The sequence below is a fragment of the Kitasatospora sp. NPDC056446 genome (assembly GCF_042796115.1).
GTDB lineage: Bacteria > Actinomycetota > Actinomycetes > Streptomycetales > Streptomycetaceae > Kitasatospora.
Map to the genome: position 1 here is coordinate 94576 of NZ_JBHTRF010000003.1, position 25846 is coordinate 120421.

Here is a 25846-nt window from a genome sequence, read left to right on the forward strand (position 1 = left end):
GTCGGCTCTCTTCGGAGTGAGGAGTCGGCTCTTCGGGATGGGGCGGGTCCGGGTCAGCTCAGGCGCGGGTCGTGGCCGAGCACTTCGGCGACGGCGGCCAGCGGGGCCGGCCTGGTCATGTCCAGGTGCTCGCAGTCGATCCGGTGGCCGTCGATCCGTCCGGTGAGGTACGGGTGCCAGTCGGCGGGGACGGGTGCGTCGGGGTCCCGGCCGGCGGTGGCGGTGAAGTGCAGCAGGTCTCCGTCGTACCGGCCCGGCTCGACGGCCTCGACCAGGGCGACGGTGTGGGCGGCCGCCTCGGCGAGCGAGGCGACGAACGCGGGTTCCAGCGCGGACCCGGCGCCCTCGGCGCCTTCCCGGGCGAGGAAGCCGGCGATCTCGGCGGGCTCGAAGGCGGAGTCGGGCCCGGTGGCGGTGGCGGGGTCGGATCCGGAGCCGGTGGCGTCGGGGCCGTCGCGGTGGTCCCGCGCCACGGGGTAGGAGTCGAGCAGGGCCAGCAGGCCGACCCGCTCGCCCCGTTCCTGGAGCCGGCAGGCCATCGCGTGGGCGAGGTTGCCGCCCAGCGACCAGCCGAGCAGGTGGTACGGGCCGGTCGGCTGGACGGCCCGGATCCGGGCCAGGTAGGCGTCGACCAGCGTGTCCAGGTCGGGGTGCCGGCCGGCCGGGTCGAGGTCCGCGTTCAGCCCGTACACCGGGCGGTCCGGCAGCGCTCCGGCCAGGCCGGCGTAGCACCAGCTGAGCCCGGTGACCGGGTGGACGCAGAACAGCGGCGGGCGGCTGCCGCGGGTGCTCAGCGGGACCAGCGGGTCGGCGCCGGGGGCGCTCCCGCCGGCCTCGGCGTGCGCCGCGAGCCCGGCCACGGTCGGCGTCCGGAAGAACGTCTGGAGGGTCAACTCGGAGAACAGGGCGGGCAGTTCGGTGCGGATCCGGCCGACCGCCCGGGCGGCCGGGAAGGAGTGCCCGCCGAGGTCGAAGAAGCTGTCGTCCACGCCGATCCGGGGCGCCTCCAGCACCTCGGCGAAGACCGAGGCCAGGGCCCGCTCCACGGCGGTGGCCGGAGCCCGGCCCAGTCCGCCGTACTCGGGCACCGGCAGCGCGCGCCGGTCGAGCTTGCCGTTGGAGGTGACCGGCAGCACCGCGAGCGGCACGAAGGCCGCCGGGACCATGTACTCGGGCAGGGCCGCCGCCAGGAAGCGGCGCAGCTCCGCCTGGTCCGGCACGGTGCCGGCGGCCGGGACGAGGTACCCGACCAGGCGCTTGTCGCCCGGCCGGTCCTCGCGGACCACCACCGCGCTCGTCGTGACGCCGGGGTGGCGGCCGAGCGCCGCCTCGATCTCGCCGAGTTCGATCCGGAAGCCCCGCAGCTTGACCTGGTCGTCGACCCGGCCGCAGAACTCCAGGCTGCCGTCGGCCTGCCAGCGGGCCAGGTCGCCGGAGCGGTACATCCGGGCGCCGTCGCCGTGCGGCCAGGCCACGAAGCGTTCGGCGGTCAGCCCGGGCCGGCCGGCGTAGCCGCGGGCCAGTCCGTCACCGGCGATGTACAGCTCGCCGATGACCCCGGCCGGGACCGGGCGCAGCGCCTCGTCCAGCACGTACACCCGGGCGTTGCCGATCGGCCGGCCGATCACCGGGGTGTCGGTGGCCTCCAGCGGGGTGGTGAGCGTCTCGACGGTGCACTCGGTCGGGCCGTAGAAGTTGTGGGCGGTGGTGGCGGGTTCGGCGAGCAGCCGGCGCCAGAGCGGCTCCGGGATCGCCTCGCCGCCGAAGGTCAGCGTGCGCGGGGTGAGCTCGGGTGTGCCGAGCAGCCCGTGTTCGAGCATCTCCAGGCCGTAGGTCGGGGTGGTGTCCAGGAAGTCCACGCCGTGCCGGCCCACGTAGTCGACCATCGCGGCCGGGTCGCGCCTGGTGGCGTCGTCCAGCAGGTGCAGCTCGTGCCCGGCGAAGAGGGCGAGCAGGCCCATCCAGGAGGCGTCGAAGGAGAGCGGCGCGGTCACCGCGACCTTGGCGGCCTCCCGTCCGGTCGCGGCGACGTGCTCGGCGAACAGCGTCTCCTGGTGGCTGTGGAAGAGGTTGGTGAGCGCCCGGTGCTCGACGGCCACGCCCTTGGGGCGGCCGGTCGACCCGGAGGTGTAGAGCAGGTAGGCGGGGTTGGCGGGGTGGGGCGGGGTGCGGCGGGCCCGGTCGGTGTCCTCGGCCGGTCCGGTGTCCTCGGCCGGGGCCTCCGGCAGCCGGTCCAGGAGCAGGACGGGGGCCTCCCCGGCGAGTGCCGGGTCGAGCTCCGAGCTGGTCAGGACCAGCTTGGGCGCCGCGTCCCCCAGGATGTACGCGATCCGGTCCGCCGGGTGCCCGGTGTCCACCGGGACGTACACCGCGCCGGCCTTCAGCACCGCGAGCAGGGCGACCACCGAGGCGGTCGAGCGCTTGAGCAGGACGGCGACCCGCTCCTCGGGCCCGGCGCCGTGCCGGACCAGCTCCCGGGCCAGCCGGTCGGCCCGCCGGTCGAGGTCGCGGAAGCCGATCCGCTCGTCGTCCAGGACCAGCGCGGTGGCGGTGGGCCGGGTGCGGGCCTGCTCCTCGAAGAACTCGTGGACGGGCCGTTCGGCGAGTGGCCCGGGCCGCTCGACGGTGTGGCCGCTCCACGCGCCGAGGATGCGGTCCCGCTCCTCGGCGGCGAGCAGGCCGGCCTGCCCGATGGGGGCGTCCGGGTCGGCGACCAGGGCGTCCAGGAGCCGGACGAGGCGCCGGCCCATCGTCTCGACGGTGCCGTGGTCGAACAGGTCGGTGGCGTACTCGATGGTCCAGCGCAGGCCGCCGGCCGGGTCCTCGGCGACGCCGAAGAGCAGGTCGAACTCGGCGATGTGCAGGTCCAGCGGGTGCTCGGCGGTGTCCAGCCCGGGCAGGGCCAGGCCGTCGCCGCTGCCGTTCTTGAGCAGCAGCATGGTCTGGAAGAGCGGGTGGCGGGCGGTGGAGCGGGTGGGGTTGACGGCCTCGACGATGCGCTCGAAGGGCAGTTCCTGGTGGGCGTAGGCGTCCAGGTCGGCGGTGCGCACGCGGTCCAGGAGTTCGCGGAAGGTCGGGTCCCCGGAGACGTCGGTGCGCAGGACGAGGGTGTTGACGAAGAAGCCGACCAGGTCGTCGAGCGCTTCGTCGGTCCGGCCCGCGATGGCGGTGCCGAGCGGGATGTCGGTCCCGGCGCCGAGGCGGGAGTAGAGGGTCGCCAGGGCGGCCTGGAGGACCATGAACAGGGTGGTGCCGGTCTCCCGGGCCAGGGCGGACAGCCGGAGGTGCGAGTCCGCGCCGAGGGCGGTGGTGACGGCGCCGGCCCGGTGCGAGGCCACGGCGGGCCGGGGGCGGTCCAGCGGGAGCTCCAGCTCCTCCGGCAGGCCGGCCAGTTGGCCCTTCCAGTAGGCGAGTTGGCGGTGGGCGACGCTGTCCGGGTCCTGGTCGGCGCCGAGCACCTCGCGCTGCCAGAGCGCGTAGTCGGCGTACTGGACGGGCAGCGGGGCCCAGCCGGGGGCGTGGCCGGCGGTGCGGGCGGCGTAGGCGGTGGTGAGGTCGTGGGCCAGCGGGGCCAGTGACCAGCCGTCACCGGCGATGTGGTGCAGCACCAGCACCAGGACGTGGTCGTCCTCGGCCAGCGCCAGCAGCTCGGCGCGGACGGGGATCTCGGCGGCGAGGTCGAACGGGTGGGCGGCGGCGCGGGCGACGGCGTCCGTCAGCTCCTCGGGCGTCGTGGAGCCGGTGGTCAGCGGGATCCCGGCGCCGGCCACGACCTGCTGGTACGGCTCGCCGTCCACCGCCGGGTAGCGGGTGCGCAGCGCCTCGTGCCGCCCGGCCAGGTCGTCGAGCGCGGCCTGGAGGGCCGGCCGGTCGAGGGCGCCGCGCAGCCGCAGGGCGAGCGGGATGCTGTACGCCGAGCCGCCCTGCTCCCACTGGCCCAGGAACCAGAGGCGCTGCTGGGCGTACGACAGTGGCAGCGGGTCGGGCCGTACGGCGGTGGCGGTCAGGGCCGGGCGCCGCGCCCCGCCGTCCCGCAGGGCGGTCGCGATGCCGGCCACCGTGGGGTTGGCGAAGAGGGTGCGGATGCCGATCTCGGCGCCGAGCACCGTGCGGATCCGGCTGGTCAGCCGGGTGGCCATCAGCGAATAGCCGCCCAGGGCGAAGAAGTTGTCGTGCACGCCGACCTCGGGCAGGTCGAGCGCCTCGGCGAACAGCGCGCACAGCACCTCCTCCACCGGGTTGCGCGGGCCGTTGCGGCGCGGGGGCTCGACCACGGTGGCGGGCGACGGCCCGGCGGGCTCGGCCGGGACGGCGGGCGCCCGCAGGTCCAGTCGGCCCTCCGCGTGCCAGCGGCCGAGCCGGCCGGTGCGGTACATCACCGCGCCGGGGCCGCCGTACGGGTCGGCCACGTAGCGGTCGGCGGTCCGGGGCGCGGCGGGGGCGGCCGTGGCGAGGTAGACGTCGCCGAGCACGCCCGCCGGGACCGGCCGCAGGGCCTCGTCCAGTACGTACGCGGTCCGGCCGTCCCGGGTGTCCGCCTCCGCCAGCTCCTGCCAGAGCCCGGCCGGGACGGCGGCGCTCCACTCGCCGAGGATGCGGTCGTACTCCTCGGGGCCGAGCAGCTCGGCCTGTCCGACGGGGGCGTCCGGGTCGGCGGTGACGGCTTCCAGCAGGCGCAGGAAGCTGCGGCTCATCGCCTCGACGGTGGCCCGGTCGAAGAGTTCGGTGGCGTACTCGAACTCGGCGGTGATGCCCGCCGGGAGGCCCTGCCCGTCCTGCGTCTCGGTGAGTCCGAGGGTCAGGTCGAACTTGGCGATCCGGTGCTCCAGCGGGTGCGGCTCGGCGGTGGCGCCGGCGAACTCGTAGACGCCCTCGCCGGTGTTCTGGAGCAGGATCATGCTCTGGAAGAGCGGGTGGCGGGCGGTGGAGCGGGTGGGGTTGACGGCTTCGACGATGCGCTCGAAGGGCAGTTCCTGGTGGGCGTAGGCGTCGAGGTCGGATCGGCGCACGCGGTCGAGGAGTTCGCGGAAGGTGGGGTCGCCGGAGACGTCGGTGCGCAGGACGAGGGTGTTGACGAAGAAGCCGACCAGGTCGTCGAGGGCTTCGTCGGTGCGTCCGGCGATGGCGGTGCCGAGCGGGATGTCGGTGCCGGCGCCGAGGCGGGAGTAGAGGGTCGCGAGGGCGGCCTGGAGGACCATGAAGAGCGTGGTGCCGCTCTCCCGGGCCAGTTCGGCCAGTCGGGCGTGCGAGTCCGCGGGGACGGTCACGGTGACGGCGTCGGCGTGGGTGCCGGCCACGGCGGGCCGGGGGCGGTCCAGCGGGAGCTCCAGCTCGTCCGGCAGACCGGCCAGCTGCTCGGCCCAGTAGGCGAGTTGGCGACGGCCGAGGGTGTCGGGGGCGTCGTCGCCGGTGCCGCCCGCGCCGGCGGTGCGGTGGTCGGCGCCGTCGAGGAGGGCGCGCTGCCACAGGGCGTAGTCGGCGTACTGGACGGGCAGCGGGGCCCAGTCGGGGGCGTGGCCGGCGGTGCGGGCGGCGTAGGCGGTGGAGAGGTCGCGGGCGAGCGGGGCCATGGACCAGCCGTCACCGGCGATGTGGTGCAGCACCAGCGCCAGCACGTGGTCGTCCGTGCCGATCCTGAACAGCGTTGCCCGTAGCGGCAGTTCGGTGACCAGGTCGAAAGAGTAGCGGGCCGCGTGGGTCAGGTGCCCGGCCAGCTCCACCCCCGGGCAGCCGATGACCCGCAGCGGGATCGTCACGTCCTCGGCGATCTGCTGGCGCGGCGTCCCGTCGGTCGCGGGGAAGCGGGTGCGCAGGGCCTCGTGGCGGCCGGCGACGTCGTCGAGGGCGGCCTGGAGGGCCTGCTGGTCGAGCGGGCCGCGCAGGCGCAGGGCGAGCGGGATGTTGTAGGTGGAGCCGCCCTGCTCCCATTCGCGCAGGAACCAGAGGCGGGCCTGGGCGTAGGAGAGGGGCAGCGGGTCGGGTCGTTCGGTGATGGTGGTGAGGGCGGGGCGGGTGCCGGTGTGGGGGGTGAGCTTGCCGGCGAGGCCGGCGGGGGTGGGGGTGGCGAAGAGGTCGCGGAGGGTGAGTTCGGTGTCGAGGGTGGTGCGGATGCGGCTGATCAGGCGGGTGGCGGAGAGGGAGTGCCCGCCGTGGTCGAAGAAGCTGTCGTCGGCGCCGATCCGGGGCAGGGAGAGGATCTCGGCGAAGACGGCGCAGAGGACTTCCTCTTCCGGGGTGCGCGGTGCGCGGCCGGTGGTGGTGGCGCCCACGGCGGGGGCGGGTAGGGCGCGGCGGTCGAGCTTGCCGTTGGGGGTCAGCGGCAGTTCGTCGAGGACGACGAACGCGGCCGGGACCATGTACTCGGGCAGCAGGGCGGCCAGGTGCTCGCGGACGGCGCCGGTGCTGACCGGGGCATCGGGAGCGGGCACGAGGTAGGCCACCAGCCGCTTGTCGCCGGGCTGGTCCTCGCGGGCCTGGACGGTGGTCTGGACGATGCCGGGGTAGGCGGCGATGGCGGCCTCGACCTCGCCGGGTTCGACCCGGAAGCCGCGGATCTTGATCTGGTGGTCGATGCGGCCGGTGTACGCGAGGGTGCCGTCCGGCAGCCAGTGGGCGAGGTCGCCGGTGCGGTACATCCGGGTGCCGGGGACGAAGGGGTTGGCGACGAACCGCTCGGCACTGAGCGCGGGCCGGCCCGCGTAGCCCCGGGCCAGGCCGGCACCGGCGACGTAGAGCTCGCCGGGCACGCCGACGGGGACCGGGCACAGGTGCGCGTCCAGCACGTAGGCGTGCTTGCCGGTGAGGGGCACACCGATGGGGATGGCGGTGGCCCCGGGGGCGATCCCGTGGACGGTGTGGGAGGTGGTGAAGCCCATGGATTCGACGGGGCCGTAGCCGTTGAGGATGCGTAGGTGGGGGTGGAGGTGGCGGGTGCGGGTGACGTGGGCGACGGAGGCTGCTTCGCCGGCGGTCATGACGGTGCGCAGGTTGGTGAAGAGTTCGGGGCGGTCGTCGGTGAGGACGTTGAAGAGGCTGGCGGAGAGCTGGAGGACGGTGACGCCGTGTTCGGTGACGAGGTGGGCCATCTCGTCGAGGTCGGTGCGGGGGCTGACGGGCAGGACGGTGGTTCCGCCGTGGTAGAGGGCGGAGAAGACTTCGAGGGCGAAGGCGTCCCAGGAGACGGGGGAGGACTGGAGGTAGACGTCGTCGGGTCGGAATTCGAGGTAGTCGGGTCCGACGAAGGTGGCGACGAGGGCGCGGTGGGGGGCGATGACGCCCTTGGGGCGGCCGGTGGAGCCGGAGGTGAACATGACGCAGGCGGCGTCGTCGGCTCCGGTGGTGATCTCGGTGAGGTTGCCGGTGTCGTGCTGGTCGATGTCGGGGGTGTGGGTGTCGAGGAGGACGTAGTCGGGTCCGTCGCCGAGTTCGTGGGCGAGGTCGTGGCGGGTGACGACGGTGTGGACGGCGGCGTCGTGGAGGACGGCGGTGAGTCGTTCGACGGGGAAGGCGGGGTCGAGGAGGGTGTAGGCGGCGCCGGCCTTGAGGACGGCGAGGAGTGAGGTGATGAGGGCGGTGCCGCGTTCGAGGTAGATGCCGACGGTCTCGCCGCGGGTGACGCCGTGTGTGCGCAGGTGGCGGGCGAGGCGGTTGGCGCGGGTGTTCAACTCCTGGTAGGAGACGCGTTCTTCGCCCTGGACCAGGGCGGTGGCCTGGGGGCTGAGCCGGACCTGCTCCTCGAACACGGCCTGCACCGAACGGCCGTCGAAGGTCTCGTGCGCGGCGCCGCTCCAGGTGGTGAGGACGAGGTCCCGCTCCTCGGCGGTGAGGAGTTCGGCCCGGCCGACGGGGGCGTCGGGGTCGGTGACCAGGGCGTCCAGGAGGCGGACCAGGCGCCGGCCCATCGTCTCCACGGTGGCGCGGTCGAACAGGTCGGTGGCGTACTCGATGGTCCAGAGCAGGCCGCCGGCCGCGTCCTCGTCCACGAAGAAGGTCAGGTCGAACTTGGCGATCCGGTGGTCGAGCGGGTGCGGTTCGGCGGTGGCACCGGCGAACTCGTAGACGCCGTCCGTGTTGTTCTGCAGTACGAGCATGCTCTGGAAGAGCGGGTGCCTGGCGGCGGACCGGGCCGGGTTGACGGCTTCGACGATGCGCTCGAAGGGCAGTTCCTGGTGGGCGTAGGCGTCGAGGTCGGATCGGCGGACGCGGTCGAGGAGTTCGCGGAAGGTGGGGTCGCCGGAGACGTCGGTGCGCAGGACGAGGGTGTTGACGAAGAAGCCGACCAGGTCGTCGAGGGCTTCGTCGGTGCGTCCGGCGATGGCGGTGCCGAGCGGGATGTCGCTGCCGGCGCCGAGGCGGGAGTAGAGGGTCGCGAGGGCGGCCTGGAGGACCATGAAGAGGGTGGTGCCGCTCTCCCGGGCCAGGGCGGACAGTCCGGCGTTCAGTTCCGGGGTGACCAGGGCGGTCACGACCTCGCCCCGGTGCGAGGCGACGGCCGGCCGGGGGTGGTCCAGCGGAAGCGCCAACTCCTCGGGGAGGCCGTCGAGTTGCTTCGACCAGAAGGCGATCTGGCGGTGGGCGAGGCTGTCGCTGTCGTCCTCCGCGCCGAGCAGCTCGCGCTGCCAGAGCGTGTAGTCGGCGTACTGGACGGGCAGCGGGGCCCAGTCGGGGGCGTGGCCGGCGGTGCGGGCGGCGTAGGCGGTGGAGAGGTCGCGGGCGAGCGGGGCCATGGACCAGCCGTCGCCGGCGATGTGGTGCAGCACCAGGACCAGGACGTGGTCGTCCTCGGCCAGGGTCAGCAGCTCGGCGCGGACGGGGATGTCGGCGGCGAGGTCGAAGGCGTGGGTCGCGGCGCGGGCGACGGCGTCCGCCAGCTCCTCGGGCGTCGTGGAACCGGTGATCAGCGGGATCCCGGCGCCGGCCACGACCTGCTGGTGCGGCTCACCGTCCACCGCCGGATAGCGGGTGCGCAGGGCCTCGTGCCGGCCGGCCACATCGGTCAGTGCCGCCCGCAGCGCGTCCTCGTGCAGCGGGCCGCGCAGCCGCAGCGCCAGCGGGATGTTGTACGTCGCACCGCCCTGCTCCCACTCCCGCAGGAACCACAGCCGCTGCTGCGCGTACGACAGCGGCAGCGGCTCCGGCCGGACGGCGATGGTGGTGAGGGCGGGTCGGGTGCCGGTGTGGGGGGTGAGTTTGCCGGCGAGGCCGGCGGGGGTGGGGGTGGCGAAGAGGTCGCGGAGGGTGAGTTCGGTGTCGAGGGTGGTGCGGATGCGGCTGATCAGGCGGGTCGCGGAGAGGGAGTGCCCGCCGTGGTCGAAGAAGCTGTCGTCGGCGCCGACACGCGAAGCGCCGAGGATCTCGGCGAAGACCGCGCAGAGCACTTCCTCCTCCGGGGTGCGCGGTGCGCGGCCGGTGGTGGTGGCGCCGGTGGCGGGGGCGGGCAGGGCGCGGCGGTCGAGCTTGCCGTTGGGGGTCAGGGGCAGTTCGTCGAGGACGACGAACGCGGCCGGGACCATGTACTCGGGCAGCAGCGCCGCGACGTGGCCGCGCAGCGCGGCGACGTCCAGGGTGGCGCCGTCGGCCGGGACGGCGTAGCCGACCAGCCGCTTCTCCCCGGGCTGGTCCTCGCGGGCCTGGACGGTGGTCTGGACGATGCCGGGGTAGGCGGCGATGGCGGCTTCGACCTCGCCGGGTTCCACTCGGAAGCCCCGGATCTTGATCTGCTGGTCGGCCCGGCCGATGTACTCCAGGGTGCCGTCCGGCAGCCAGCGCACCAGGTCACCGGTGCGGTACAGCCGGGACCCTGCGGTGAACGGGCCGGCCACGAACCGCTCGGCGGTCAGGCCCGGGCGGCCCGTGTAGCCGCGTGCGAGCCCGTCGCCGCCCAGGTACAGCTCACCGGTGACACCCGGCGGGACCGGGCGCAGCCCGTCGTCCAGGACGTAGGCGTGCTTGCCCGCGAGCGGGGTGCCGACCGGGATGGACGTGGCGCCGGGCTCGACCTCCCCGATCGTGAAGGAGGTGGTGAAGCCCATGGATTCGACGGGGCCGTAGCCGTTGAGGATGCGTAGGTGGGGGTGGAGGTGGCGGGTGCGGGTGACGTGGGCGACGGAGGCGGCTTCGCCGGCGGTCATGACGGTACGGAGGTTGGTGAAGAGTTCGGGGCGGTCGTCGGTGAGGACGTTGAAGAGGCTGGCGGAGAGCTGGAGGACGGTGACGCCGTGTTCGGTGACGAGGTGGGCCATCTCGTCGAGGTCGGTGCGGGGGCTGACGGGCAGGACGGTGGTTCCGCCGTGGTAGAGGGCGGAGAAGACTTCGAGGGCGAAGGCGTCCCAGGAGACGGGGGAGGACTGGAGGTAGACGTCGTCGGGTCGGAATTCGAGGTAGTCGGGTCCGACGAAGGTGGCGACGAGGGCGCGGTGGGGGGCGATGACGCCCTTGGGGCGGCCGGTGGAGCCGGAGGTGAACATGACGCAGGCGGCGTCGTCGGCTCCGGTGGTGAGGTCGGTGAGGTCGGTGTCGTCGTGCTGGTCGATGTCGGGGGTGTGGGTGTCGAGGAGGACGTAGTCGGGTCCGTCGCCGAGTTCGTGGGCGAGGTCGTGGCGGGTGACGACGGTGTGGACGGCGGCGTCGTGGAGGACGGCGGTGAGTCGTTCGACGGGGAAGGCGGGGTCGAGGAGGGTGTAGGCGGCGCCTGCCTTGAGGACGGCGAGGAGTGAGGTGATGAGGGCGGTGCCGCGTTCGAGGTAGATGCCGACGGTCTCGCCGCGGGTGACGCCGTGTGCGCGCAGGTGGCGGGCGAGGCGGTTGGCGCGGGTGTTCAACTCCTCGTAGGGGACGCGTTCTTCGCCCTGGACCAGCGCGGTGGCCTGCGGGCTGACCCGGGCCTGCTCCTCGAACACGGCCTGCACCGAACGGCCGTCGAAGGTCTCGTGCGCGGCGCCGCTCCAGGTGGTGAGGACGAGGTCCCGCTCCTCGGCGTCCAGCAGGTCGATGCCGGCCACCGCCGCGTCCGGGTCCGCGACCACGGCCGCCAGCAGCCGGAGCAGTCGCGCGGTCATCGCCGCGACGGTCGACCGGTCGTACAGGTCGGTGGCGAACTCGACGTCCCAGCGCAGGCCGCCGGCCGCGTCCTCCTCCACGAAGAACGTCAGGTCGAACTTGGCGGCGCGCTTCTCCAGCGGGTACTGCTCGGCCGCGGCGCCCGGGAACTCGTAGACGCCGTCGATGTTGTTCTGCAGTACGAGCATGGTCTGGAAGAGCGGGTGCCGGGCGGTGGAACGGGCCGGGTTGACGGCCTCGACGATGCGCTCGAACGGGAGTTCCTGGTGCGCGAACGCGTCGAGGTCGACGGCCCGGACGCGGTCCAGGAGTTCGCGGAAGGTGGGGTCGCCGGAGACGTCGGTGCGCAGGACGAGGGTGTTGACGAAGAAGCCGACCAGGTCGTCCAGGGCCTCGTCGTTCCGGCCCGCGATGGCGCTGCCGAGCGGGATGTCCGTCCCGGCGCCGAGCCGCGACAGCAGCGTGGCCACCGCCGCGTGCAGGACCATGAACAGGGTCGTGCCGCTCTCCCGGGCCAGGGCGGACAGTCCGGCGTTCAGTTCCGGGGTGACCAGGGCGGTCACGACCTCGCCCCGGTGCGAGGCGACGGCCGGCCGGGGGTGGTCCAGCGGAAGCGCCAACTCCTCGGGGAGACCGTCGAGTTGCTTCGACCAGAAGGCGATCTGGCGGGCGGCCGGCCCGTCGGCGTCGTCCTCCGCGCCCAGCAGCTCCCGCTGCCACAGCGTGTAGTCGGCGTACTGGACGGGCAGCGGGGCCCAGTCGGGGGCGAGGCCGTCGACCCGGGCGGCGTAGGCGGTGGAGAGGTCACGGGCCAGCGGGGCCAGCGACCAGCCGTCACCGGCGATGTGGTGCAGCACCAGCACCAGCACGTGGTCGTCCTCGGCCGACGCCAACAGCTCGGCCCGGAACGGGAATTCGGTGGCCAGGTCGAAGGCGTGGGCGGTGGCGAGGGCGACCCGGCCGGCCAGCTCCGCCGCCGTCACGGCCGCCGTGACCAGCGGGATCTCCGCACGCGGTGCGATCTCCTGGTGCGGCTCGCCGTCCACCGCCGGGTAGCGGGTGCGCAGGGCCTCGTGCCGGCCCGCCACATCGGCCAGTGCCGCCCGCAGCGCGTCCTCGTCCAGCGGGCCGCGCAGCCGCAGCGCCAGCGGGATGTTGTACGTCGCCCCGCCCTGCTCCCACTCCCGCAGGAACCACAGCCGCTGCTGCGCGTACGACAGCGGCAGCGGCTCCGGCCGGACGGCCGCGGCGGTCAGCGCCGGGCGCCGGCGGTCGGCCGTGCCGCCGTCCCGCAGCAGGGCGGCGAGGCCGGCCACGGTCGGGTCGCGGAAGAACACCGCGAACGGCACCTCGGCGCCCAGGGCGGCCCGGATCCGGCTGACCAGCTTCATGCCGAGCAGCGAACTGCCGCCCAGGTCGAAGAAGTTCTGGTCGATGCCGACCCGCTCCCGGCCCACCAGCTGGGCGAACAGCGCGCACAGCACCTCCTCCTCGGCCGTGCGCGGGCCGCGCAGCCCGGCGGTCGGCTCGGCGGCCGGCGCGGGCAGCGCGTTGCGGTCGACCTTGCCGTTGGAGTTGAGCGGCAGTGCGTCGAGCACCACGAAGGCGGACGGGACCATGTACTCGGGCAGCGACGCGGCGGCGTGCACCCGCAGTTCGGCGGTGTCGAGGGTGGCGCCGTCGGTGGGGACGAGGTAGGCGACCAGCCGCTGGTCGCCGGGCCGGTCCTCCCGGACGACGACGGTGTGCAGACCGACGCCCGGGAACCCGGCCAGCGCGGCGGTGATCTCGCCGAGTTCGATCCGGAAGCCGCGGATCTTCACCTGGTGGTCGGCGCGGCCGACGAACTCCAGGGTGCCGTCGGGGAGCCAGCGCACCAGGTCACCGGTGCGGTACAGCCGGGCGCCGGGCTCGAACGGGCTGGCCACGAAGCGCTCGGCGGTCAGCACCGGACGGGCGGCGTAGCCGCGGGCCTGTCCGTCGCCGCCCAGGTACAGCTCACCGGTCACGGCCGGCGGGACCGGGCGCAGGGCGTCGTCCAGGACGTACGCGCGCGTGTTGTCCATCGGGCGGCCGATCGGCACGGTGGCGCCGAGCCGGTCCGAGGCGCGGATCGGCAGGAAGGTCGCGAAGGTGGTGGTCTCGGTGGGGCCGTAGCCGTTGACCAGCTCGATGTCCGGGCAGGCGTCGAGGACGCGCCGGACGGCGGTCGGCGAGCCGGCCTCGCCGCCGCTCCACACCTGGCGCAGGGTGCGGAAGGCGGTCGGGTCCTCCTCGGCGATCAGGTTGAACAGCGCGGTGGTGATGAAGGCGCCGGTGATGCCGTGCTCCTCGGCCAGCCGGCGCAGCAGCGGGGCGTCGAGTTGCCCGGCGGGGGCGAGGACGGTCTGCCCGCCGGTGAGCAGCGGCACCCAGAGCTCGTAGGTCAGCGCGTCGAAGGCGTGCGAGGAGTGCATCAGCACCCGGTCCTGGGCCTCGTCGTCGAACGCGCGGTCGGCGGCGAGGGCGATGACGTCGCGGTGGCTGACGGCCACGCCCTTGGGCGCGCCGGTGGAGCCGGAGGTGAACATCACGTACGCCAGCCGGGCGGGCTCGATGGGCGCGGTCCCGGGCGCGGTGTCGGGGTACCCGGCGACGGTCGGGTCGGCGTCGACCACCAGGGTGCGGACCAGGTCGTCGAAGGTGCCGCCGGGGGTGGTGGCCAGGTCGGTCAGCAGGACGGGGGCGCCGGTCTGCTCGACGACCGAACGGATCCGGGCCTCGGGGTAGGTGGCGTGCAGCGGGACGTACACGCCGCCCGCCTTGAGCACGGCCAGCAGGGCGACGACCAGGTCGGCGGAGCGCTCCATCAGCACCGCGACGGCGGTCTCCGGGCCGACGCCCAGGTCGAGCAGGCGGTGCGCGAGCCGGTTGGCGCGGCGGTCGAGCTCGGCGTAGCCGATCGGGCCGTCCTCGGTGCGCAGGGCGACGGCCTCGGGGGCGCGGCGCACCTGGCGGGCGAAACCGGCCACGATGTTCGCGGCGCGGTCGTCCGTGGCCACGGCGGTGTCGTTCCACTCTGTGACCACGGTGTGTCGCAACTGCCCGTCCAGCAGGTCGACTTCGTCGGCGGTGCGGTCGGCGTCGCCCTGGCCGGCGGACTCCAGGAAGGCGAGCAACGAGCGGTGCAGCAGGGCGAGTTCGGGCGCGGAGACGGCGGCGGGGGCGGCCCGCAGGGTGAGCCGGCGGCTGGTCGGCTCCAGCGCGACGGTCAGGCCCTCGGCGCCCTCGGGGCCCTCGGGACTCTCGGCGCCGGGCGCGGTGCCGGTCGCGGTGCCGGCTACCGGGTCGGGCCGGTCGAGGAGGACCAGCGGTCCCGCCGCCCCGTACCCGGAGCGCCGCTGCGGGAGCAGCGCGGACAGCGCCTCCGGGGAGACGCCGCCGTGCTCCAGCGCCTCGGCGATCCCGGCCGCGGCCTGCCCGACCAGGTCCGGGAGGGCGGTGCCGGGCGCGGTGTCGAGCCGGACGGGCAGGGCGCGGTGGCCGGGGGCCGGAACGGCGACGAGCTGGTCGGACTCGGGCTGGATCCGGCTGAGGAAGGCGGCGGTGAGGGCCGCCAGTACCGCGTGCGGGCCGGTTCCGGCCCGGGCGGCCAGCCGGTGCAGTCCGGCCACCGAACCGTCCGTCAACTTCCCTGTCACGGAGGCCGGTTCACGGTCCACCCCGGTGACGGGCAGCAGCGGTCCGGCCTGCTCGGTGCGTCCGGCAAGCCGCTCCTGCCACCACTGCTGCTCGTCACGATCGGCCGACATCTCGCTCACTCCGCCTTCTCTGCTGCTGACTCGGGGAATCGGGGGTTCGGTTCGTGGGAATGCTGGGGTCTCCGGGATTCCGGAGGATTTCCGGGGCCGGCGGTTCCGGTGCCGGGCGGTACGCGACGACCGGCCCGGAACGCCGTGCATTCGGAACGCCGTATTCGGAACGCCGTCATCGGAGACGCCCCGAACCGGAAACGTCCGAACCGGAAAATACCGGCACGGAACGGCCGAAGCGGAAACGGAACGGCCGAATCGGAATCCCCGGTACGGGATTTCCGGCGGACCGTCACGGACCGGGGCCGCGGCCCCGGAACGACCGGCTCAGGCGGAGTGGACGCCCGGGATCTTGGGGTAGGCGCTGGCCTGCCAGATGTACTCGACGCCGGTGATGTACCGGGTGAGCCGCTCGAATCCGATGCCGAATCCGGCGCTGCCCGGAATTCCCTCCCGGACCATGTCCAGGTACCAGCCGTACTTCGCCGGGTTCTCCCCGGTCTCCCGCATGCGGGTCACGATGCGGGCGTACTCGTACTCGCGCTCGCTGCCGCTGGCCAGCTCGCCGAAGCCCTCGGGGGCCAGCAGGTCGAAGTTGCGCAGCACGCCGGGCTGCTCGCGGTCCTCGCGGTCGTAGAAGCCGCGCGAGCCCTTGGGGTAGTCGGTGACGAAGAACGGACGGGAGGCCTCGCGGGAGATCTTGGCCTCGGACGCCCAGTCGATCTCGGCGTGCGGGTCGCCGTCGACCCGGGCGATCGCGTCGGTGTGGGTGATCATGTCGAAGGGGTTTTCCAGCAGGTCGGCGAAGGCCTCGGGGTCCCGGCCGAGCTCCTTGAGTTCGCCCGGCATCGTGGTGGTGATCTCGCGGACCGCGGCCACCACGACGCCCTGGGCGACCGCCATGATCTGCTCGCGGGTGAACCCGGCCACCTCGACGTCGATCTGGTGGAACTCCGCGAGGTGCCGGCTGGTGTTCGCCGTCTCCGGCGGCTCCAGGCGGATGTTCGGGGCGATGCAGAAGATCTTGTCGAAGGCGTGCAGCGCGGCCTGCTTGTAGAGGATGGCGCTGGTCATGAGCTTGTACCGGCGCCCGTAGTAGTCGATGTCCACCTGCTTGGCGCCCCGGCAGCCCGGGTCGGTCACCGGGCCGATGACCGGCGCGTGCAGCTCGGTGAATCCGGACTCGTCGAGATGGCGGCGGATCGCCATCAGCATGCGGTGCTGAATTCGCAGCACGGTGCGGGTGGTTTCGGAGGAGAGGTGTTCCCGGGGAGTTCCGGGAAGTGGCCGCTCCGCCGTCCCGATCGGTGATTCCTGCTGCTCGTGCTCGGACATGCCGCGGCCCTCGCTTCTTTGTGGGGCTTCTTTGTGGGAATTCCTGCTGGAATGAACCTAGGGGCTGGAATTCCGGTGGAGCGGCAGTTGCGGGCGGCAGCTTCCCGGTGCGTTTAGCGATCGGGTGGGGGCGGGTACGGTCGGTCGGGACGGGTACGGGTGGGGGCGGCCGGGGCGGGCTCAGGCCTGGTCGAGCCGGCGCTCCAGGAACGCGACGCCCCGGTCGACGGTGACCAGCCGCCAGTTCTGCTTGGCCATGTCGTTGAGCGCCTCGGCCCAGTCGCCGTCCCCGGAGTCGGTGGACAGCGCTTCGAGGAGCATCGTGGCGTACTCGTACTCGGATTCCCTTGGCACGAGCCTGAGGTCCATCAGTTCGGAGCGGTCGATGTCGGGGCACGGTCGGGCGGCCCGCTCGAAGACCTCGCGGCGTTCGGCCTTGAGCCGCAGGGCGTCGGCGAGCATGCGTACGGTGTCGCGTCTGGGTCGTTCGGCACGACCGCGTTCTAGGTCCCGGATGGCGCGGACGCTCATCGCGGAGAAGTCGGCGAGCTGCTGCTGGGTCATCCCTTCCTCGGCGCGGTAGAGCTGGAGAAGGGATCCGAAACGGTTCACCTTGTGCGGCGTTTGCACTGCCCCTCCACAGGATGGCTGGTACGAGGTGTCGGTGGTGGCGGGCTGCCCGGTGGTCCGGGTGGGCCCGGTGGTCCGGGGTGGGTCCGGGCGGCCCGGGATGTCCGGGCGGCTCGGATCCGTGCGGTGGCCGCGCCGGACGCGCGGGGCGCGGGCCGCCCGGTCGGGGGCCGCGCGCGGACATGCCTGCGCCGCCCCGGGGCGAGGCCGGTTGCGGCCTGCACCACCCGGGGCGTCGCGGGCCGGGTGACGGCGGAATGCGGACGGACCGCTACCGGGCGCACCGCGTGGGCGGGTGCACCGCGGGGCCGGGCGCACCGCGCCGGCGGGGCGGATCGGGGGCGGTCACACGGTCGGCAGGAACAACGTGGACAGCGGAAACGACATTGTGAAGGACGTGACAGATGTGAACTGTGGGACCAGTGGGACCCATGGGACCCATGGGACCGGCGCGAGGCCTCGTCGGGCGTCGCCGGGTGGCGTTCGCTTCGGCACATGGCCGGTTCACGCCTACGGTTGTCCGCACACCATGTGGTAGACGAGGTTCCGGATCACCGGTCGGATCCGGCCGTCCGGGGCGGTCGGGAGGGTAAGGGCGAGGCAAAGGTGACGGGCGGGGTCCGGTCAGTCCCAGCCGGTGGTCTTGGTGGGGTCGCCGGTCGGCGTCGGGGCGGGCGCCGGGACCTGCGGAACGCTGGTGGTGGCGGTCTCCCCGGTGGCCGCGGCCACGTTGCCGGCGGTGGCCCCGGAGTCGGGGGAGTCCGCGGAGGCGGCGATGGTGAGTCCGAGAACCGGGGTGGCGACAAGGGCGAGCACGACGGCGGACGTGGCAAGCGACAGGCGACGGAACACGGCGGACCTCTCCTGAAACGTGGTGTGGGTCTGACAGGCGGGAGCACGTGCGGTGGTGCTTGGGCGGTCTCGGCCGAAGGGCTGCTCGGCGCTTCGGCCCCGGCCCGGGCCCCGCTCTCGCGGGGGCTGCTCCCCGGCCGGTGACATCAGATTCCCGTGCCTGCGGGGCTCTTCGCTAGCTCTGGTCCGTGTCCTGAACCGGCAGTCGCATAGTCCGTCCATCGCGACCGGGGAGTTCGAGGAGGCGGTTGAAGTACTCGGCCACCAGAGCGGCCGAACAGCCCAGGAGGAAGGCGTGCCGGAAGACCGGTTCGGCTGCCAGCGCGCACTCGGAGACCCGCTGCGCGATGCACTCGGCGGCGACCAGCGAGGGAGCGGTGACGTACAGGCTGACCGTGACCGATCCGGCGCCCAGAAGGTGCACGCAAAGGTGTTCGACCCCCGTTCGCGGACTGGCGTGACGGAGTAACGCGTCCGTCAACTGCTGTGGCTCGGTGGGCTCTGCGGGGAGTTGTATCCGCACGTGAACAAGATGCACCCGTCGAGCTTGCGACCGTGGTCGGTGAGGGACAACCCGAGCCCGAGGCCGCTGTATGCAGGGTCATAAACCGGCCAGTGTCACCCAGGGCCCGGCCATTACGCCCCGGTTCGAGGAGGTTGGCCGCTACCGAAGCGTTGTTCGACATGTTTTGATGCGAAGCTCGTGGCGAAAGCGTGACGCAAGGGGGTGAGCTTCGTGCTGGATGCACTGGGCCTGGATGACGTCTGCACGAACGTCTACCGGGCACTTCTCGCGAATCCGGACGCCGGTCCGGGGGAGCTCTGCATCCTCCTTGGAATGGCCGAGATCGATCTGCGCGCCGCACTGGACAAGCTCGGTGCGCTGGCGCTGATCCGTCCGTCCTTCGACGAGCAGCGGGTCTACCGCGCGGTCGACCCGGAGCTCGGGCTCCAGGCGCTGATCGACCGTCAGCAGCAGCGACTGGCCGCCGAGCAGCAGCGGGTCGAGCAACTGCGCCTGGCGGCGGTCCGGCTGGCGGCCGACCTGGCGGCGCACCGGCCGCGGCACAGCGTGCCGGACATCGAGCGGCTGGACGGGATCACCGAGATCCGCGACCGGATCCGGGTCCTGGTGCAGGCGGTGCAGGGCGAGGTGATGACGCTGGCCCCCGGCGGCGCCCAGAGCGCGGCCAGCATGGAGGCCGCCAAGCCGCAGGACGAGGAACTGCTGTGCCGCGGCGTGCGGATGCGGACCCTCTACCTGGACAGCGTGCGCAACAGCCCGGCCACGGTGGGGTACGCGAAGTGGCTGTCGGAGCTGGGCGGTGAGGTCCGGACGGCGCCCTCGCTGCCGATCCGGCTCATGATCATGGACCGCAGCGTGGCGATCGTGCCCACCGACGGCGAGAACAGCGCCGCCGGCGCGCTGGTGCTGACCGGGAACGGTACGCTGACCGCGCTCTGCGCACTGTTCGACTCCATCTGGGACCAGGGCGTCCCGCTGGGCTCGGCCACCCGGGACCGCGACGGGCGCGGACTGACCTCGCAGGAGGCCGAGGCGCTGCGGATGCTCGGCCAGGGGCTGACCGACGAGGCGGTGGCCAAGCGCCTGGGCGTCTCACCGCGCACCGCCCGGCGGATCGCCGCCGACCTGATGGAACTGCTCGGCGCCCGCAGCCGCTTCCAGGCGGGCACCCGCGCGGTGGCCCGGGGCTGGCTGACCGGCGAGGAGTGAGCCGGCGGCCGGGCGGCACCGGCACCACTGTCGTACCCGAACCGGTGCGGCGCCGCTCCGGAGGCCGGTACGACTGCCGTACCCGGACCGCTGCGATTGCGCACCGGTGGTCCGCAACCGTCACACCGGCACCGGCAGGGCGCAACTGCCCCCGCGAACTGCCGCTGCCACGGCCCGGACCTCCCTAGAGTTTGCGGCCGGCCAAGGACGGGGGGCGCCCGCTCCTGTTGCCTGCGCCCGAAGTCCCGGTCGTCCGACCCTTCCGACTCTGGAGAGGCTTCATGAAGCACACCCGACTCACCGCCACCGGCGCGGCCGCACTCATCGCGGCCGGTCTCGCCGTCGCCGGCGCCGCCCCGGCGAGCGCCGCCCCCGCCAAGGCCGAGCGCATCACCTCGGCCCAGCAGCTGCAGCAGAGCCTCCAGCAGGCGATCGCGCTGGAGCAGACCCAGTCCGGCCGGCTGAGCACGGGCCCGGTGGGCCGCGCCGCGCAGCTGAGCTCCAACCCCGTCGGCCGGGTCGCCCAGGAGAGCGTGGCGGCCGGTCCCGAGCTCCCCGCCTGCTGACCCGGAGGTGAGCACCGTGGGAACCGACGAGTCCACTCCCTCCTGGTGTCCGAGCGGCGATCCGAACGCCCCCGAGGCGGTCGTCCTCGGAGTGCGTTCCGGTGCGGACGGCCAGGTCGCCTACCTGGCCGAGCCGGTGCCGGCGGGCGACGTGCTCGGTGCCGTCCCGGCGGGGATCTCCCCGACCCGGGTCCTGCGGTTCGCGTCGCACTGCGTCTCGGACTGCATCAACCGTTCGGGGAACGACTGCACCCTGGTCGACCGGGTGCTGACCCTCCCGTCGGCGGGCGAGTCCCGCGCGGTTCCCCGGTGCCACCTGCGGACGGACTGCCAGTGGTGGCGTCAGCGGGGCGTGGACGCCTGCCACCGGTGTCCGGCCGTCTCCACCCAGCACTACCAGGGCGACGAACTGAACGAGCTGGTGGCCGATCCGGCCACCACGCCCGAGCAGCTGGCGGCCTGGATCGCGGAGGCCGACTGACCGGAGCGGCTCCCCGCACCCGGTCCGGACGACACGACGGCGGGGCGGACCCGGATCACCACCCGGGCCCGCCCCGCCGTCGCGCTGTCGTGCCGTTGCGGCGCCCTGCCCGGCGCCTCAGTGCCCGTCGGCGGGGACGGTGCCGAGGCGGCCGGCCTGGAAGTCCTCCATGGCCTGCTGGAGCTCCCGGTGGCTGTTCATCACGAACGGGCCGTAGTGGGCGACGGGTTCACGGATCGGGAGGCCGCCGAGGAGGACGACCTCGAAGTTGTTGTCACGGGAGTCCTGCTTCTCGTCGGCGCGCAGGGTGATCGAGTCGCCGTCGCCGAAGACGACGGCCTGGCCCCGGTGGAAGGGGCGGTGCTCGGTGCCGGCCGAGCCGTTGCCGGCGAGGCCGTAGGCGAGGGCGTTGAAGTCGGTGCGCCAGGGCAGGGTGACCTGGGCGCCGGGGCTGACCGAGGCGTGGATCATGGTGATCGGGGTGAAGGTGGTGCCCGGGCCCTGGTGGCCGTCCAGCTCACCGGCGATGACGCGCAGCAGCGCGCCGCCGTCCTCGGTGCTGAGCAGCTTGACGCTGCCGCCGCGGATGTCCTGGTACTTCGGGGCGATCATCTTGTCCGAGGCGGGCAGGTTCACCCACAGCTGGAGGCCGTGGAAGAGGCCGCCGGACTTCACCAGGGACTCCGGCGGGGTCTCGATGTGCAGGAGGCCGGAGCCGGCGGTCATCCACTGGGTGTCGCCGTCGGTGATGGTGCCGCCGCCGCCGTGCGAGTCCCGGTGGATGAACGTTCCGTCGATGATGTACGTGACGGTCTCGAAGCCGCGGTGCGGGTGCCAGGGGGTGCCCTTGGGCTCGCCGGCCGCGTAGTCCACCTCGCCCATCTGGTCCATCATGATGAACGGGTCGAGGTACTTCTGGTTGATCTTGGCGAAGGCGCGGCGGACGGGGAAGCCCTCGCCCTCGTAGCCCTCGGGGGCGGTGGCCACGGTGAGGACCGGCCGCGCGCTCGTGACGGCGGGGTCCGGCGCGGTGACGCGCGGGAGGGTCAGCGGGTTGTCGACGGTCACGGCGGGCATGTCGGCCTCCTTCGAGGGGGGTACTGCGGCCTGTGTCCAACAGATTAGTTCAATCCTCAACAACAAGCAAGTTGAAAATTGAACTATGTAGTGACGAAGGAGCGCCGGGCTCCTCCCCTCCAGAGTGGACTAGCCGTACATCCGGCGCATGGTGAAGTCGACCATCTGCTCGACGGCCTTGGCGTCGAACACCATCCGGTGCTCGCCCTCCATGTCCAGCGCGAAGCCGTAGCCGGTCGGCAGCAGGTCCAGCACCTCGGCGCCCGAGACGGTGAAGTGCTTGGAGTCCTTGCCGGCGTAGCGGCGCAGCTCCTTCAGCGAGCTGAACATCGGGATCACCGGCGTCGGCGTGTTGTGCAGCGCGAGGAAGCCGGGGCGCTCGCCGCGCGGGCAGTGCACCTTCGAGGTGATGAAGATCGCCTGGAAGTCCTCGACCGCCATCGAGCCGGTGGTGAAGGCCCGGACGGCGTCCGCCAGCGAGGGCGGGGACGGCTCGGGGTAGAGGGACTGCTGGTCGGCCTGCGGCTGAGCGCCGTAGGCGTCCGGTCCGGGCATGCCGTTCATGCCCGGCTGCGGTCCCGCCTGCTGCTGGTAGGGGTCGCCCGGGTATGCGTTCTGGTCATATCCGTACACACGGACAGGCTAGCGGGAGCGCACCCGCCCGCGCTGGCGCCGATCCTGACAAGGAGTGGTCGCCCGGACTGTGGGACGTGACCACGTTCATAGCGGATTCACCGTCGAGGGCTTGCCCAAGTTACCGCTGGGTAGCATCATGATGCCTACTGGTGGGTATCGGGACGCCGGAACGCGGCGGTCTCCCGGAAGCGACGAACCGGAGAAAACGGCCATGGGTCACTACAAGTCCAACCTGCGTGACGTGGAGTTCAACCTCTTCGAGGTGTTCGGCCGCGAGCAGGTCTACGGCACCGGACCGTTCGCGGACATGGACGTCGAGACCGCGAAGAACATCCTCAGCGAGATCGCGCGCCTGGCCGAGAACGACCTCGCGGCGTCCTTCACCGACACCGACCGCAACCCGCCGGTCTTCGACCCGGAGACCAACACCGCGCCGATCCCGGCCGCGTTCAAGAAGAGCTACCAGACCTTCATGGACGCCGAGTGGTGGCGCCTGGGCATCCCGGAGTCGATCGGCGGCCAGGTCACCCCGAACTCGCTGATCTGGGCCTTCGCCGAGCAGATCCTGGGCTCCAACCCGGCCATCTGGATGTACTCCTCCGGCCCGGCCTTCGCCGGCGTCATCGCCGACGAGGGCACCGAGGAGCAGCTGGAGGTCGCCAAGCGGATGACCGACCGCCTCTGGGGCTCCACCATGGTCCTCACCGAGCCCGACGCTGGCTCGGACGTGGGCGCCGGCCGCACCAAGGCGATCCGCCAGGAGGACGGCTCCTGGCACATCGAGGGCGTGAAGCGCTTCATCACCTCGGGCGAGCACGACATGTCCGAGAACATCATCCACATGGTGCTGGCCCGCCCCGAGGGCGGCAAGCCCGGCACCAAGGGCCTGGGCCTGTTCATCGTCCCGAAGTTCGACTTCGACTGGGAGACCGGCGAGCTCGGCGAGCGCAACGGCGCCTACGCCACCAACGTCGAGCACAAGATGGGCCTCAAGGCCTCGAACACCTGCGAGATGACCTTCGGCGCCAAGCACCCGGCCAAGGGCTGGCTGCTCGGCGAGAAGGTCGACGGCATCCGCCAGATGTTCAAGATCATCGAGTTCGCCCGCATGATGGTCGGCACGAAGGCCATCGCCACGCTCTCCACCGGCTACCTGAACGCCCTGGAGTACGCCAAGGAGCGCGTGCAGGGCGCCGACATCTCGCAGTTCCTGGACAAGACCGCCCCGCGCGTCACCATCACCCACCACCCCGACGTGCGCCGCTCGCTGCTCACCCAGAAGGCCTACGCCGAGGGCATGCGCGCGCTGGTCCTGTTCACCGCGTCCACCCAGGACGACATGATGGCCGCCAAGCTGCGCGGCGAGACCGACGAGGCCGCCGAGCGCCTCAACGACCTGCTCCTGCCGATCGTCAAGGGCTACGGCTCGGAGAAGTCCTACGAGCAGCTCGCCCAGTCCCTGCAGACCTTCGGTGGCTCCGGCTACCTGCAGGAGTACCCGATCGAGCAGTACATCCGCGACGCCAAGATCGACACCCTGTACGAGGGCACCACCGCGATCCAGGGCCAGGACTTCTTCTTCCGCAAGATCGTCAAGGACGGCGGCCAGGCGCTCACCGCGCTGTCCGAGCAGATCCAGAAGTTCATCGGCTCCGCCGCCGGCGGCGACGCCCTCGCCACCGAGCGCGAGCTCCTCGCCAAGGCCGCCGGTGACCTGGAGGCCATCATCGGCAAGCTGCTGGCCGACCTGTCCTCGGTCGAGCAGGACGTCAAGAACATGTACAAGGTGGGCCTCAACACCACCCGCCTGCTGATGGTCTCCGGCGACGTCGTGGTCGGCTGGCTGCTGCTGCGCCAGGCCGCGGTGGCCCTGGCCAAGCTGGAGGCCGGCGCCTCCGAGAAGGACATCCCCTTCTACCAGGGCAAGGTCGCGGCGGCCCGCTTCTTCGCCAAGAACGTCCTGCCGACCGTCGCCCCGCAGCGCGTGATCGCCGAGGCCATCGACAACGAGATCATGGAGCTCGCGGAGGAGGCCTTCTAGGCCTGCCACCCTTCCGACCGCCTGACACACCCTCACACCGAAGGGCCCGGCTGCCACCGGGCCCTTCGGTGTTGTGCGGGGGCGGTGCCCGTGCGCTGCGGTCCTTCGGCCGGGGGGAGTTGGCGCGCGGCGGTCCACGGCCGTGTCCGGGTTCCGCACCCGTCGCCGGGTACCGAATGCCGTGTCCGTGTACGGGCATATGCTCAAGGTGCGAAGCCGATCCCCCATCCGGCTTCGGCCCTCCCTCGACCCTGGAGCAGTATGTCGACCGCCGCCCGCCGGGCATTCTTCGACCGGACGCACACCGACGATCTGATGGCGTTCCTCGGCACCTCGCCGTCCCCGTACCACGCGGTGGCGAGCGCCGCCGAGCGGCTGGAGAAGGCAGGCTTCCGACAGGTCGCCGAGACGGATGCCTGGGACGGCTCCGTCGGTGGGCGCTACCTGATCCGCGGCGGCGCGCTGATCGCCTGGTACCTGCCGGAGGGGGCCGGGCCCGAGACCCCGTTCCGGATCGTCGGCACCCACACGGACTCGCCCAACCTGCGGGTCAAGCCGCTGCCGGACACCGGCTCGGCCGGCTGGCGGCAGGTCGCGGTGGAGATCTACGGCGGCGTCCCGCTGAACACCTGGCTGGACCGGGACCTCGGCCTCTCCGGCAGGCTCGCGCTCAAGGACGGCACGGTCCGGCTGGTCCAGCTGGACGAGCCGCTGCTGCGCGTGCCGCAGCTCGCCATCCACCTGGACCGCCAGGTCAACGAGGGCATGAAGCTCGACAAGCAGCGCCACCTCACCCCGATCTGGGGCCTCGGCCCGGTCGACGAGGGCGGGCTGATCTCCTACGTCGCCGAGCGGGCCGGCCTGGCCGCCGACGACGTGGTCGGCTGGGACCTCATGACGCACGACGTCCAGCCCGCCTCCTACCTCGGCCGGGACCGCGAGCTGCTGGCCGGCCCGCGCCTGGACAACCTGCTCTCCGTGCACGCGGCCACCGCCGCGCTGGTCGCCGTCGCCTCCGCGGACGGCGCCGCCGAGCTGCCGTACATCCCGGTGCTGGCCGCCTTCGACCACGAGGAGACCGGCAGCGAGTCCGACACCGGCGCGCAGAGCCCGCTGCTCGGCAACGTCCTGGACCGCACGATCCACGCGCGCGGCGGCACCACCGAGGACCGCGCCCGGGCGCTGGCCGGCACCGTCTGCCTCTCCTCGGACATGGGCCACGCCGTCCACCCGAACTACAGCGAGCGGCACGAGCCGGGCCACCACCCGGTGCCGAACGGCGGGCCGATCCTCAAGGTCAACGTCAACAACCGCTACGCGACCGACGGCGTCGGCCGGGCGGTGTTCGCGGCCGCCTGCGAGCGGGCGGGGGTGCCGTGGCAGTCCTTCGTCTCCAACAACGCCATGCCCTGCGGTACGACGATCGGTCCGATCACGGCGGCGCGGCTGGGCATCAAGACGGTGGACTGCGGCATCGCGGCGCTGTCCATGCACTCGGCGCGCGAGCTGTGCGGCGCCGAGGACCCGTACCTGCTGGCGAGCGCGATCAAGGCCTTCCTGGAGGGCTGAGCGCGCCGACCGCGAGGGGCCCGGTGGAAGGACGACCGTCCTTCCACCGGGCCCCTCCCGGTTCCGCAGGGGGTG

12 protein-coding genes are annotated in these 25846 nt (G+C 72.9%); 5 read left to right on the top strand and 7 right to left on the bottom strand.

Translation table 11 applies throughout. The features are described from left to right. Window positions 1-53: 53 nt before the first annotated feature. The 5 genes from ACFQ6N_RS03100 to ACFQ6N_RS03120 form a co-directional block, all read right to left on the bottom strand. Entirely contained in the window at window positions 54-14849 is a 14796-nt protein-coding gene (locus tag ACFQ6N_RS03100; protein WP_380646625.1) for an amino acid adenylation domain-containing protein, read from the bottom strand. 327 nt (window positions 14850-15176) lie between these two features. Next, window positions 15177-16184 carry an asparagine synthetase A gene (locus tag ACFQ6N_RS03105; protein WP_380646490.1) on the bottom strand — a complete coding sequence of 336 codons (1008 nt, stop codon included), beginning with the start codon at window positions 16182-16184 and terminating at the stop codon, window positions 15177-15179. Between the two features lie 180 nt (window positions 16185-16364). Further along, the gene (locus ACFQ6N_RS03110) at window positions 16365-16796 is read right to left on the bottom strand and encodes a helix-turn-helix domain-containing protein (protein ID WP_380646491.1); all 432 of its coding nucleotides are present in this window, start codon (window positions 16794-16796) and stop codon (window positions 16365-16367) included. 642 nt (window positions 16797-17438) lie between these two features. Then, the gene (locus ACFQ6N_RS03115; RefSeq protein ID WP_380646492.1) at window positions 17439-17666 is read right to left on the bottom strand and encodes a hypothetical protein; all 228 of its coding nucleotides are present in this window, start codon (window positions 17664-17666) and stop codon (window positions 17439-17441) included. Window positions 17667-17841: 175 nt separating this feature from the next. After that, window positions 17842-18090, bottom strand: a complete 249-nt coding sequence (locus ACFQ6N_RS03120) for a hypothetical protein (protein WP_380646495.1) — start codon at window positions 18088-18090, stop codon at window positions 17842-17844. Window positions 18091-18504: 414 nt separating this feature from the next. Here ACFQ6N_RS03120 and ACFQ6N_RS03125 point away from each other — a divergent pair, with 414 nt between their 5' ends. The 3 genes from ACFQ6N_RS03125 to ACFQ6N_RS03135 all read left to right on the top strand — a co-directional run bounded on the left by ACFQ6N_RS03125 (window position 18505) and on the right by ACFQ6N_RS03135 (window position 20448). After that, window positions 18505-19401 (top strand): helix-turn-helix domain-containing protein, encoded by an 897-nt coding sequence (locus ACFQ6N_RS03125; protein WP_380646497.1) that lies wholly within the window; start codon window positions 18505-18507, stop codon window positions 19399-19401. A gap of 281 nt (window positions 19402-19682) precedes the next feature. Then, window positions 19683-19967, top strand: a complete 285-nt coding sequence (locus ACFQ6N_RS03130) for a hypothetical protein (protein WP_380646498.1) — start codon at window positions 19683-19685, stop codon at window positions 19965-19967. Window positions 19968-19983: 16 nt separating this feature from the next. Next, on the top strand, window positions 19984-20448 hold the full coding sequence (locus tag ACFQ6N_RS03135) for a hypothetical protein (RefSeq protein ID WP_380646499.1): 465 nt from the start codon (window positions 19984-19986) through the stop codon (window positions 20446-20448). A 117-nt stretch (window positions 20449-20565) separates the two neighbouring features. On the opposite strand, the gene ACFQ6N_RS03140 is transcribed toward ACFQ6N_RS03135, so the two are convergent. Both ACFQ6N_RS03140 and ACFQ6N_RS03145 read right to left on the bottom strand, forming a co-directional pair. After that, window positions 20566-21525 carry a pirin family protein gene (locus ACFQ6N_RS03140; protein ID WP_380646500.1) on the bottom strand — a complete coding sequence of 320 codons (960 nt, stop codon included), beginning with the start codon at window positions 21523-21525 and terminating at the stop codon, window positions 20566-20568. Between the two features lie 129 nt (window positions 21526-21654). Then, the gene (locus tag ACFQ6N_RS03145; RefSeq protein WP_380646502.1) at window positions 21655-22158 is read right to left on the bottom strand and encodes an SseB family protein; all 504 of its coding nucleotides are present in this window, start codon (window positions 22156-22158) and stop codon (window positions 21655-21657) included. Window positions 22159-22372: 214 nt separating this feature from the next. Between ACFQ6N_RS03145 and ACFQ6N_RS03150 the strand changes: the two genes are divergently transcribed. Then, the gene (locus tag ACFQ6N_RS03150; RefSeq protein WP_380646504.1) at window positions 22373-24202 is read left to right on the top strand and encodes an acyl-CoA dehydrogenase; all 1830 of its coding nucleotides are present in this window, start codon (window positions 22373-22375) and stop codon (window positions 24200-24202) included. A 261-nt stretch (window positions 24203-24463) separates the two neighbouring features. Continuing rightward, a complete protein-coding gene (locus ACFQ6N_RS03155) occupies window positions 24464-25771 on the top strand; it encodes a M18 family aminopeptidase (RefSeq protein ID WP_380646506.1) in 1308 nt (435 codons plus the stop codon). The last annotated feature ends 75 nt before the right edge of the window (window positions 25772-25846 follow it).